Raw genomic sequence first — 11,014 nt, 5'->3', positions numbered from 1 at the left:
AGCCATTGATGGAAGGTGATGATGCGCCTTTGAAGCGACTGACTGCCAAGCAAGTGCAGGCGCAAAGTATCAAGTATCTCGATCTGACTGGACCTGCGAATGAAGACGCGGGCGAGCCAGTAGATGCAGATGAGGACTGACCTTTAACTTTACTTGGATGCCCACATGGACCGCAGTTCAACTCCGAAATTGAAGACGGCACCGGTCACACTGCCCATTAGTGTTGCTGACATAAAACTACATTTGTGCGTTGATGTTGTTGAAGATGACGCTCTCATTGAAACTTATTTGAGAGCAGCTGTCTCTCGTCTTGAAGGATACCATGGTGAACTCAAGCGGTGCCTCATCAATCAAACCTGGGAACAGAGCTACTGCTGTTGGCCTGGTAACAGAACCTTCAAACTCTGGTTTCCTGATGTCTCCAGTGCTGAAGTCTCATATTTGGATGTAAGCGGTGTATCAAAGCAGCTTGCTCCCACGTTGCTTGAGTTTGAAAGCAGTGCGGAAGGAACTGATCTTCACCTCGCAAAGAGCTATTCTTTTCCGCGATTGAATGCCGATAAGAGGCATCCCATTAAGGTTGCGTATGTCACTGGATTTGGTGAACAGCCTGATGATGTTCCCGCAGCGATAAATGCAGCACTCATGATGATGGTTGGTCATATGTACGCTACTCGTGAAGACGTGGTGATCGGATCAGTTGCGACTTCAGTGCCTCACTCCTCCAAATTCATGCTTGAACCTTACCGGCGCTTTATCGGGTAAGTGGGGATTTAAAAAGGTTATCATCATGCGGGCTGGACGTCTCAAAGACAGGATCACCTTCAGGCGCAAAGCAACTGTTTCCAATGGCTCCGGTGGCCTGATTACATCCTGGCATCTTCTCTTCAAGACTGTGGGTGAGCTGCAAATGTCTAAAGGCAAGGAGGTGATTGCTGGCGGGCGTATTGAAGCCTCTGCCATGGGCGTCCTTTCCATTCGTTATTCGGCTGTTTCCGCTGATCTGAGCGAAGCAGATATTGCGGTGATTGATGGCGAGACATTCAACATCCGTTCAATTCATGATCCTGAAAGGCGCAAGCGGCGGCTGGAACTGCTGCTTGAACGTGGGGTAGCAGTCTGATGGGTGATGGTGTGAAGGTATCTTCAAACCTTGATGAGGTGATGGCGCAGTTTCGAAAAATTGCTCCTGGCGTTGATCAGGAAATTGAGAAGGTTCAGAAAAAATCCTCAACAGAGCTTGCCAGCATTGCCAGTGCAGCAGCCCCCCAACGCAGCGGACAATTGTCCCGCTCCCTTAAATCCAGAAAAGCAACGTCGGAAGACAAACTGGCCTGGGGGGAAAAGCAGGTCGCTGGAAGCCAGTCCGGCTGGGTGGTCGTTATTTGGTTTACGTGGCACTGGCTGGAGTTTGGAACAGTGCATCATCCAGCTCAACCGTTCTTCTTTCCAGCATTCAGGCTTATGAAAAAACGCCATAACGGGCGCATGAACCGAGCGCTGAACAAGGCAATCAAGGACGCTCTCAAATGAACGATTATGCGGTTGCTCTACAGACCAAGCTTTATGAAACGCTTGTAAATGCCGGAACGGCTGCAAAGTCCATCTTTGATCACCACACATCGGAAGTTGATGAAGAGGGATACCCATTCATCCAGATCGGGGAATGGCAGGCGATACCCAATGATGTCACCGGTGCATATGGCTCTCATGAATTTGTTGATCTTCATATCTGGTCTCGTGCTTCCGATCAGCTTGAGGCCAAGCAGATAATCGCAAAGCTTTATGGGAAACTGCACGATGCTGACTTGGTGGTTGAAGGGCTGAGTTCCTGCTTCTCGTTTGTTGAAAGTACGCGCGTCATGACTGATCCGGATGGGGTCACGCGTCATGGTGTCATAACGGTGAAATTTCATTGCAGAAAGGCATAGACATGGCAGACGGAAAAGGTCGGTTACTTCTCTTAAAACTTGGAAATGGTGCGGATCCTGAAGTGTTTGAAAACACTGCTGGGATTAAAACCAGAAACCTGTCCATCAACAACTCCCTGGTGGATGCAACGGTACCAGATAGCGATGACCCTGGCTCGATTGTCTATTCCTCATCTGTACACGGTATTCAGTCAGTCTCGTTTTCCGGGTCAGGTTTGAGTGATGATAGTGCAACCAGTACACAGCTCAACGCCGCTTGTCTGGAGCAAACCCGAACCAACGCTAAGGTCATTGTTCCAGGTCTTGGTGAGTATGCAGGTGTCATCCTTATCGAGAGTATCGAGTTTTCAGGTGAGGTTGAAGGGGAAGCGGAGTTCAGCATCTCCGTCAAGTTCACCGGCAAAGTCACCTTCACTGCGGAGTAGATCATGCGAAGAGCAAATAAAACCCGGGGCGAGGTAGCGCTCCAGCTTAACGGTTATGATCTTATTCTTTGTGCCGAAATGGAGCGTTTGGAGCAATTGGAGCAGGCGTGTGATGGCCGGCCATTAGGGCAGCTTATTGGTGACATGGACATGATGTCACTTTCAACGTTGAAAGCTTGTCTTGGAGCTCTCACGATTGAGGGGGATGCGAAGCAGGCCTGGGAGAGTCAAACCGGGGTGAATTATCTACCTCTGCTGAAGGAAGCTATTACAGCAGCATTGTTCCCGGAACTGTCTGAGGGAAAGGGCGAGGCCGAAGTGGAGAGCCCTTAAAGTTCTTTCCATTTCGGCAATGGCTTCAATGGTTACCAGCACTGGGGTGGAGGCCATCTGATTTTTGGAAAGCAAGTCTGGTGGAGTTCAATGAAGCTGTTGAGGGCTGGATTGCTGTGAATGGCAGCAATGGAGATGGAAGCAGTCTTACCACTTCAGATCGTGACGAGCTGAGACAATTGATGGATCTTCATAATGTCTAATTCCAATGGAAGCCAAAAAGTAATCACGCTTTTTGATGCCCGAACAACGGACATGGAAAAGAAGATTGCCCGCTTGGAGAGGAAAACCAAGGGCAGCTTTGCACGGAACGAAAAAGCTGTTCGTGGTTTCAATCAGGAAATGAGGAAATCCAGCGCTGCTGCTGGAAAGCTTCTCAAATCAGTCGGCTCTTTACCATTCGCCGGGGCAGCAGCTGGGGCTCTGTCTCTGGCCGGTGCTTTGACCCTTGCCAAGCAAGGCCTTGAAGACTTCGACAAGGTGGCGAAGACTGCAAGGCAAAACGGCTTGAGTAGTGAGTTCTACCAAACGCTGGCGTTTATGGCTGGGGAAGCCTCGATTGAAACCTCCACTCTAGATACGGCCTTGCGCAAGTTCACAATTGGAGTTGGGGAAGCCAAGTTTGAGACTGGTGAGTTGTATTCTGCCTTGGAGAAGGCAGATAGGGGTTTGCTAAGAGCACTCGTGAATGCGTCCAGTGGCGAAGAACGTTTGAGGCGTTACGCCGATGCAGTGTCTAAGGCCAAGACTGCTGAGGAAAAAGCTCTGTTGGTTAAGGCAGGGTTTGGCCAACGAGGAACAGACCTTGTTCGTGTTCTTGAACTTGGATCTGATGCCATGGACAAGGCTGGAAGGAAAGCCAGCGCTCTTGGGAATATTATTGAAAATGATGTTCTCGATCAGGCAGAGGAAATGCAAAACCGTTTGGGAAATGCCTCTGATGCTTTGGATAAACAGCTCAAAGCGTCCTTGATTGACATCGGGCCGTATCTCATAAATTTCAGTGAGAACATGGCTGGGGCAGTCAAGAAAGCTAGAGAACTCAAGGAAGCAGTAAAGGGGGGATTTGGCAATTTCTCAAAGGGGATGAGTGGACTTATAGGGTCTCCTTTTGATCCTGATATTGATTTGCTAACGGGTAAAGATGGATCTCCGTTTAAACCTGGCAGCTTTTCAACCGGCTATCTTGAGAAGGCTCTTGCAAAAATTGAGGCTGATCGTGGGATCTTGAGTAAGCGTCTGACAGCTACACAAGAGCGATTGAACTCAGGATCGTTGTCGCAAACCTTTCTGAATACTGAGAGCATGAAAGAAGCGGCACTATTGGAGCAAATCAGTGCTTTGGAAACGAAGCTCCAGCTTGTTCAGGAGATCTTGGATAAGCGAAGTAAGAACAACAGTAAGCTGGCCTCAATGTCTGAGACATTGCCTGCTTCAACAGTATCAGCTGCAAGGGTAGCTGTGCCAACATCCAAGCCGGTTTTGGGAGTTGATGATCTTGTCGGTACCTATCGCAGTAAGGCTGCGAAAGATGCGATCAGACAGGCAAAAGCGGTTGATCGGGTTATTGCAGCTCTTAAGCATGAACGTGATTTGATTGGCAAAACAGAAATGCAGCAGCGGCTCCTGAACCAGTTGCGTGCAGCAGGGGCTGGGGCAACCAAAAAACAAAAGCAGGAAATTGAGAGCCTGGTGCGAGGCATCGATAACCAAAGGGCTGCACAGGAGAGCCTCAATCAAGTCTCCCAGTTTGGCGGGCAATTGATCTCAGACCAGTTCTCCCAGATCACAGCGGCCATCGATACGGGCAGCACAGCGCTTGACCAGTTTATCAAGACGATGGCGGACGCTGCTATTCAGGCTTCGTTGTTTGGAACTGGTCCGCTTGGCTCGATGTTTGGCGGTGGTGGTTCCGGTTCTGCTGGTGGCGGCCTGGTGTCCACTCTTGCAACTATAGCATCTTCATTCCTTGGGTTTGATCAAGGTGGCTGGACGGGTCCGGGGGGCAAGTACACTCCTAAGGGTATCGTGCATGGCGATGAGTACGTGTTCTCTAAAGAGGCGACTAGGAAGCTTGGTGTTGCCAATCTTGATGCGCTGCATAAAAGCGCCAAAGGCTTTGCAAGAGGTGGCTTCGTCGGTGGTCCTGTTCCCATGATCCCGAAACCTGCTGCAATTCCTGCACCAGCAAACCGCAATACTCCTTCTGAGATCCGGTTGGTGGTTGAGGGCAGTTCTGAGTTTGATGTCAGAGTGGCCGGCGTTGCTGGTCCTGTTGCTGTGCAAATCGTCGATCAAGCTAAACCTGGCATCATCAAAGCAGCCACTGCTCAGTCCCGTGGGAACGTGGTCAATGACCTGAATGCTTACGAGCAAAACAAGGGGGGAGGCTGGCTTGGCTAATTTCGTTCATTGGCCATTCAAGCTGTTTGCGATGCGGGGTAAACCAGCCTTTCACCAGCGGCCTTTCACCAGACAGGGTGGTATGACGTTGGGTGGCCGCGATCTTGTAACGCAAACCGACTTAGGTTTCTGGCGGGCTGTGTTTCCAAACATCATGGTGATGTCAAATGATATGCACCACGAGGAAGCTTGGAATGCAATCCAAGTTGCGTTGCAGGGGCGAAGTGGCTTGGTGATCGTTCCGGCTTACTACACGGGCTCACGGCTGCAGCAGCTCGCAAAGACACAAAGTGCTCTGACAACTCACTCTGATGGGTCCACGTTTTCCGATGGCACGAAGTATTCCAGTGAGCCACCTTTGGTTCAAATGGAAGAAGACGCACAGATCGGTGCAACTGTTGTGAAGCTTCGCGCTTTGCGTGAAGGGTTGAGCCTGACGGGCATCAAGTACAGTTACTTTCATGCGCTTTACCAAACGGGTCCGGTAATCGCAAAAGAGGGTAACGTGGTTCAAGTCCCGATCTTTCCTGCGACGCGGGCTAAAATTCCGGCAGGTTCTATTCTCACAGTGAAAGAGCCAACGTGCCTGATGCATCTTGCCTCTGACAATGAGATGGACATTGTTCACGGTGTGTCACCGATCACAAACAAGACGCTGAACTTTGTCGAGGCAATCGATTACTGGGATAAGGTCGCAGCCGAATGAATGCCCGCAAAGTGATGATCCTGATGAAGATGGATTTCCCAAAAGGAACCTCTCGCTTCTGGTTTGGATCTTGCCCTTACATTGATGCAAATGGTGATCACTGGCGAGCTGCCGGGGAACTTCCGGAATCAGCCTTAAGCACGCTGCAATATTCCTTTTCTGGTGAGGCCGTGATTATGGAGGTCGGCCTGTCTGGCGTTCCTCAGGACATTGCCGACCTGGCTTATGAAGAAACTCAGGAAGATGATGTCATCGGGTCTGAAGTGCAGATTTTGTTGCAATCTTGTGATCAGTACTTTCAGCCTGTTGGAGATCCAATCGTCAAGTTCACAGGCGAAATCATCGATCTGAATTTTCACAAAGCAGCGACGGGTGATCAGGCTCAACCTCACATCAAGCATGAAGTGATCGTAGTTGTTGCGAATGTGTTCCATGCCCGCAAATCGCGGCGCAATGCTGTGCTGTCGGACTCAGACCAAAAAGCGCTGTCGCTTAAACTCAATCCTGACCTTCTTCCAGATCTGTCGTGTGAACGAGTGACCCTCATGAACGAGCAAACCATCACTTGGCCACGTGCCTGAAAAACCTGCAAGGTTGGCTGTCAGATCGACGTGACATGCGCTTCGATCCCGGCAAGGCTGACTGTTGCTTGGTCCTTGCCGATTGGGCGTGCTTCAACGGCTATCCCGATGGTGCTCAGTTTCTGCGCGGCACCTACTCAACCACTGAAGAGTTGAACGAACTTCTCACAACATCTGGCGGGGCTTTAGGTTTGGTCGAGGGCTGTGTTGCAATCGCGGGCCTGCTGGAAACGCGCTCTAGGAAGATCGGTGACATCGGGGTAGTCGGCAGTTTGCATAACCCGCTCCGGCAGTGGGGAGCAATCTGGGACGGGCTCAACTGGCAAGTTCATTGGCGGGATGGTTTTGAAACCATTCACGCACCAGCTCTGAAAATCTGGAGTGTTTGATGCCTCATGCTGTTGCATTGGGTGTTGCGTTCGTATTGTCGAACGGAGCGGCCATACTTGGTGCATCCGTTGCGACGCAAGCTATTCTTGCGGGTGCTGCGGTGTCCTCTGTTGGTGTTGGGATTATCGGTGTCGGCTTGTCTGCTGGTGTTGGATACGCCGTCAAGGAGTTGGCGGGCACTCAGCGTCGGCAGAGTAATGCAGCTCCCTTGCCAAGTGTTGCAGACGGCAAAGTCAATCAACGGCAAAGCGTACCGTCTCGGTCGTTTGCTTATGGGTTGGTGCGCAAGGCTGGAGACATGATGTTTCTGGAGGAGCGTGACGGGACTGCTTACATGATCATCGCGCACGCTTCTCATGAGATAGATGGGTTTGTTGAACACTACCTGAGTGATGCAGCGGTTGAGATTGATGAAGATGGCAACGTCATAAAATCGCTGAGCAATGATGAGGATGCATCTAAGTATTACCGCCTCAGTGGTAAGGCTAAGGTCATTATCAAAGAGCGGTTGGGCACTCCGGTTGGTGAGCCGTATTCCGAACTGGTCACGAAGTTTAGTGATATCTGGAGTGATGATCATCGCGGCGATAACATCGCCAGCACGCTTGTGATTTGTAAGAGCGTCAGCGCTCAGCATCATAGAACGGTGTATCCGCATGGATATCCGACAGTGACATCTTTGGTTCGGGCGAAGCGCGTTTTAGATCCTCGAACTGATGAGGTTGCCTTTAGCAGGAACCTTGCGCTTCACCGTCTTGATCTTCTGCTTTCTCCCTATGGAGGTGCTTTGAAGTCAAACCGGATTAATCTTGAGAGTTGGGCCAATGCTGCTGCTGTCGCTGATGAGCAGGTCACCAACTTCCAAGGGGATCAAGAGCCTCGATATCATGGTGGCTTCAGTGGCCGGGAGAACAATGACCCCACCGAGGTCGCAAGGCTGATTGATGAAGCGGGTGAACTGCTGCTCTATGTTGACCCGCAAGGCAAGGTGGCGGTGCATGCCGGGGAGTGGGTAGAGCCTGACATTCACTTGAAAACAGCAGACATCAAGGAAGTGACCTTCCTGTCAAACCGGAATCCAAACTCGAATGTGAAATCTGTTCGGGGCCTTTGGACCAATCCAGAGCTAAACTATACCGAGGATGATGCGGTCATCTGGGGTGATCCGTATGTGGATGAGAACGACCCCAGGTCGCGAACCGTTGATAACGAATGTATCCAAAGCCACAACCATATGCGGCGCAAACAGAAGCTAAAATACATTCGTGCGACGGCTCCGCGAGTGCGAATTGTGTGCGACTACTTTGCATCTGAGAACCTGCCATTTCGACGCTTTATCAAGATCACAGAGCCGCCTCATCTGGTGGATGCCTATCTGGAACTTATTGGAACTCCGATCTTGGATCTCAACAATTTTACCCACCAGTTAGAGGCAATCGTTGTTCCTAAGAGCCTTTACGATTTTGAACCTGAGGAGGAGGGCGAAAAGGGTGATCCTCCTCAGCGTATTGGTTCCTCTGCATTGCCGATTGTCACCAGCTTTACGATTGCATTTGAACAGCAGGGGCAGAGCTTGATTGCTGAGGCGAGCTTCTCGCGTGGCTCTGAGGCTCTCACCTACGAGCTTGAGTACATGAAAACCAGCGGCGGCGCTGCCAAGTATGCGCAGGCAAACGATGGTGAAGAAGCCATCGAGACAGAAAGTTTGACTGCTGGTGTGGAGTATCGGTTCCGTATGCGAACCCGTTCGGTCTTTGGGCAAAATAGCAGCTGGTCCAATCCGGTTGTGCTTACAGCTTCTGCTTAATCTCTTTTCAAAATCTGGAGTTGGCTATGAACTTCCTCACCAAGGAAATTGTTTGGCGTGATTTTGTGACGTTCGGTCTTGGTAGCACCACTGAGCACGAACCAGTCAAAGCTGAGATTAGAGCGTATCTGGGGCAGCTTGAGATAGGTTCTACGCTTGGAGCAGTGATCGTTAAGACCAAGGCCGAGCTGGATAATATAACCAACAAACCAGACTACACACCTGCCATAGTCGGAGCTGACTCCAACCACGCCTTAAGCGGTTACTATCAGTGGCTGGGCGGCACCTGGCACTATGTGCGCGACCTTGCTGACAGTATCACGCGACTGGTCGATATCGATGGGACGGGTAATGCGATCAGGGCGAAACTTCGATTGGGTGTCAGCCTCTCGGCAGTTGAGTTTGCAGTCTTCGTTCCCATTGCAAACAACTCAGGCGCCGTGACCATCAAGGTTGATGATGTGCTGTTGCCAATTCGAAATGGCCTCGGCAATGAACTCGACCCTGATGACCTGCAGAAGGGCTATCCGGCGATGCTCACAGTGATTGAGGGGCAGGAGGGTTATGTTCTCCTTAATCCGGCAAATGTCGAAGCAGTGGTTCTTGCGGCCAAGACCGCATCCATAGCAGCTCGTAATCAGGCACAAACAGCTCAAGGCAAAGCAGAGGATGCTTTGAACCAACTGGAAGCAGCAGTTGAGCAAGCTTCTGATCTGGCGTTCAAACGCTTCAATAAGCTCTATCTAGGGTCATTTGACGACGATCCGGACACTGATAATGAGGGCAATGAGCTGGCAGATGGAGCGCTGTATTTCAAATCGCCAGATAAGAAGTTGAAAGTCTACTCTGATGTTGATGGATGGGTGCTTGCAACTCCAGAGACAAGTGACTTTCTCCATAAAACGAACAACCTGAGCGATATTCCCAGTGCGCCTCATGCTCGGCAGAACTTAGGTCTGCAAAACCTGGCGGTGTTAGACAAAGTTGGAACTGAGGAGATTGAAGATAGTTCACTCTCCACTCAAAAATACAAAAACAGCTCTGTTACAGATCAGAAGCTCAATTCTGCAAAACTGAATACGCTTGCAGCTGTTCCGAGGATTATTGCCGCTGCGAAGGTGGATACAAACGGTGATGTGCTTTGGGCAAGCAATCTGACCTGCAGCCGTACTAGTGTAGGTGGTTACGAATACGAGTTCGTACAAGCGCTCCCATCCAGCAAAGCAGGTAAATACACCGTCTTAACGACGGCAGATGAAAGCGGGCACATACCTCGAACCACTGCGAAAACAAAAGATGGCTTTAAGACTGGATTTGTGACACGGCGAACGACCACACCTTATCCATTTGTCGGCTCAAGCACAGGTCACGATGTGGTTGTGATTGGTGTTTGGTAGGGCATTGCAAGCGAACTCAACTGAAAGCCGGCTCCCCTGGGGAGCCTTTTTTGTGAGGTGATCATGGGACGGGTACCAGACTTGGAATCTCAAGAAATGCTGTTGGAACTTGGATTCAATCCAGGCAAGCCCGATGGTGATTGGGGCAGACTTTCAGAACATGCCTATCAGAGTTGGCTAGGCTTCAAGATTAAAGCGGTCAAAAGTGGCGAGCCGCCATGGCTTATTGAGGCGCGACGATTGTTGGGAACCAAGGAAATATCAGGACCGAAGCACAATCCAAGGATTATGGGTTGGGCGAGTAAGTTGGGTATCTCCTACCAGACTGATGAAACCCCTTGGTGTGGTCTGTTTGTCGCCCATTGCATGAGCCTTGTTTCTGATCGCCTGCCTATCAATCCTCTAGGGTCTCGCCAATGGGCGAAATACGGCAGACGGTTAGATAAAGGGGTGCCTGGCTCTATTCTTGTCTTCTGGCGCGGTAGCCCTCGCGGTTGGAAAGGGCACGTTGGTTTCTACGTTTCTGAGAGTGCCGGCCACTATCATGTGCTTGGTGGCAATCAGTCCAATGCAGTCACAACTGCAAAGCTTTCAAAGCGGCGGCTCTTAGATATCCGGTGGCCGGAAAGCTATCCAGTGAAAGGAGAGCGGGTGTTGGCGCAGCGCGAAGGTGCTGTCTCGATCAACGAAGCCTAAGATGCTTTAGATTGAAACTGTAATTGCAAATTCTCATTCTTGAATGGAGCTAATATGCAGAAGTCAGAGACGGGTACAGCATTGGTTTTTGCGGCGGCTTGGATTGCACAGAATTGGACTTTTTTTCTTGAACCGATCTTTCAGGCGTTGCTAATCATCTTGACTGTGGTTGCTGCGTTTTTCATGGCGTGGAACAGGATCTTGGATAACCGTCTCAAACGGCGACAACTTAAGGAAGGCATTGATAAACGATGAGAACCTTTGTGCGCTCTGATTAGTACATAGAGCTTCATAGTGCATCATTGTTGCTTAATGACCATAACTGCTATTCGCTGAGATATCAGT

14 protein-coding genes are annotated in these 11,014 nt (G+C 50.4%); all 14 read left to right on the top strand.

What is annotated here, in order from left to right; translation table 11 throughout:
- Positions 1-165 precede the first annotated feature (165 nt).
- On the top strand, positions 166-765 hold the full coding sequence (locus PsW74_RS05745) for a head-tail connector protein (RefSeq protein ID WP_063289243.1): 600 nt from the start codon (positions 166-168) through the stop codon (positions 763-765).
- 25 nt (positions 766-790) lie between these two features.
- Entirely contained in the window at positions 791-1,123 is a 333-nt protein-coding gene (locus PsW74_RS05740) for a phage head closure protein (RefSeq protein ID WP_063289242.1), read from the top strand.
- On the top strand, positions 1,123-1,533 hold the full coding sequence (locus PsW74_RS05735; RefSeq protein WP_063289241.1) for an HK97-gp10 family putative phage morphogenesis protein: 411 nt from the start codon (positions 1,123-1,125) through the stop codon (positions 1,531-1,533). Before PsW74_RS05740 ends, PsW74_RS05735 begins: the two co-directional genes overlap by 1 nt.
- Positions 1,530-1,931, top strand: coding sequence for a DUF3168 domain-containing protein (locus PsW74_RS05730; RefSeq protein ID WP_063289240.1), 402 nt, complete (start codon positions 1,530-1,532; stop codon positions 1,929-1,931). The genes PsW74_RS05735 and PsW74_RS05730 overlap by 4 nt, the downstream gene beginning before the upstream one ends.
- Positions 1,932-1,933: 2 nt before the next feature.
- Positions 1,934-2,356, top strand: coding sequence for a phage major tail protein, TP901-1 family (locus tag PsW74_RS05725; protein WP_063289239.1), 423 nt, complete (start codon positions 1,934-1,936; stop codon positions 2,354-2,356).
- 3 nt (positions 2,357-2,359) lie between these two features.
- Positions 2,360-2,689: a hypothetical protein gene (locus PsW74_RS05720; protein WP_063289238.1), complete on the top strand. Its 330-nt coding sequence runs from the start codon at positions 2,360-2,362 to the stop codon at positions 2,687-2,689.
- 195 nt (positions 2,690-2,884) lie between these two features.
- Entirely contained in the window at positions 2,885-5,092 is a 2,208-nt protein-coding gene (locus PsW74_RS05715; protein ID WP_063289237.1) for a phage tail tape measure protein, read from the top strand.
- A complete protein-coding gene (locus PsW74_RS05710; protein ID WP_063289236.1) occupies positions 5,085-5,798 on the top strand; it encodes a hypothetical protein in 714 nt (237 codons plus the stop codon). Before PsW74_RS05715 ends, PsW74_RS05710 begins: the two co-directional genes overlap by 8 nt.
- Entirely contained in the window at positions 5,795-6,379 is a 585-nt protein-coding gene (locus PsW74_RS05705) for a hypothetical protein (protein ID WP_063289235.1), read from the top strand. Before PsW74_RS05710 ends, PsW74_RS05705 begins: the two co-directional genes overlap by 4 nt.
- Positions 6,364-6,768 carry a hypothetical protein gene (locus PsW74_RS05700; protein WP_153041728.1) on the top strand — a complete coding sequence of 135 codons (405 nt, stop codon included), beginning with the start codon at positions 6,364-6,366 and terminating at the stop codon, positions 6,766-6,768. Before PsW74_RS05705 ends, PsW74_RS05700 begins: the two co-directional genes overlap by 16 nt.
- Complete coding sequence (locus tag PsW74_RS05695; RefSeq protein WP_063289233.1) at positions 6,768-8,576, top strand: hypothetical protein; 1,809 nt, start codon at positions 6,768-6,770, stop codon at positions 8,574-8,576. The genes PsW74_RS05700 and PsW74_RS05695 overlap by 1 nt, the downstream gene beginning before the upstream one ends.
- 26 nt (positions 8,577-8,602) lie before the next feature.
- Complete coding sequence (locus PsW74_RS05690) at positions 8,603-9,973, top strand: hypothetical protein (RefSeq protein ID WP_063289232.1); 1,371 nt, start codon at positions 8,603-8,605, stop codon at positions 9,971-9,973.
- A gap of 63 nt (positions 9,974-10,036) precedes the next feature.
- Positions 10,037-10,669 (top strand): TIGR02594 family protein, encoded by a 633-nt coding sequence (locus PsW74_RS05685; RefSeq protein ID WP_057463296.1) that lies wholly within the window; start codon positions 10,037-10,039, stop codon positions 10,667-10,669.
- 54 nt (positions 10,670-10,723) lie between these two features.
- Positions 10,724-10,924, top strand: a complete 201-nt coding sequence (locus PsW74_RS05680; RefSeq protein WP_063289231.1) for a hypothetical protein — start codon at positions 10,724-10,726, stop codon at positions 10,922-10,924.
- Positions 10,925-11,014 lie beyond the last annotated feature (90 nt).

Origin of the sequence: Pseudovibrio sp. W74 (assembly GCF_001623085.1) — a bacterium.
Taxonomy (GTDB): Bacteria; Pseudomonadota; Alphaproteobacteria; order Rhizobiales; family Stappiaceae; genus Pseudovibrio.
Note: the sequence above shows the minus strand (reverse complement) of the source record. Positions and strands in the feature narration are given on the sequence as shown.

Excerpts from the sequence above, each read along its gene's own strand:
- PsW74_RS05720 (WP_063289238.1), top strand. The coding sequence starts at position 2,360 with ATGCGAAGAGCAAATAAAACCCGGGGCGAGGTAGCGCTCCAGCTTAAC.
- PsW74_RS05715 (WP_063289237.1), top strand. The coding sequence starts at position 2,885 with ATGTCTAATTCCAATGGAAGCCAAAAAGTAATCACGCTTTTTGATGCC.
- PsW74_RS05730 (WP_063289240.1), top strand. The coding sequence starts at position 1,530 with ATGAACGATTATGCGGTTGCTCTACAGACCAAGCTTTATGAAACGCTT.
- PsW74_RS05735 (WP_063289241.1), top strand. The coding sequence starts at position 1,123 with ATGGGTGATGGTGTGAAGGTATCTTCAAACCTTGATGAGGTGATGGCG.
- PsW74_RS05695 (WP_063289233.1), top strand. The coding sequence starts at position 6,768 with ATGCCTCATGCTGTTGCATTGGGTGTTGCGTTCGTATTGTCGAACGGA.
- PsW74_RS05690 (WP_063289232.1), top strand. The coding sequence starts at position 8,603 with ATGAACTTCCTCACCAAGGAAATTGTTTGGCGTGATTTTGTGACGTTC.
- PsW74_RS05705 (WP_063289235.1), top strand. The coding sequence starts at position 5,795 with ATGAATGCCCGCAAAGTGATGATCCTGATGAAGATGGATTTCCCAAAA.
- PsW74_RS05745 (WP_063289243.1), top strand. The coding sequence starts at position 166 with ATGGACCGCAGTTCAACTCCGAAATTGAAGACGGCACCGGTCACACTG.
- PsW74_RS05725 (WP_063289239.1), top strand. The coding sequence starts at position 1,934 with ATGGCAGACGGAAAAGGTCGGTTACTTCTCTTAAAACTTGGAAATGGT.
- PsW74_RS05680 (WP_063289231.1), top strand. The coding sequence starts at position 10,724 with ATGCAGAAGTCAGAGACGGGTACAGCATTGGTTTTTGCGGCGGCTTGG.
- PsW74_RS05685 (WP_057463296.1), top strand. The coding sequence starts at position 10,037 with ATGGGACGGGTACCAGACTTGGAATCTCAAGAAATGCTGTTGGAACTT.
- PsW74_RS05740 (WP_063289242.1), top strand. The coding sequence starts at position 791 with ATGCGGGCTGGACGTCTCAAAGACAGGATCACCTTCAGGCGCAAAGCA.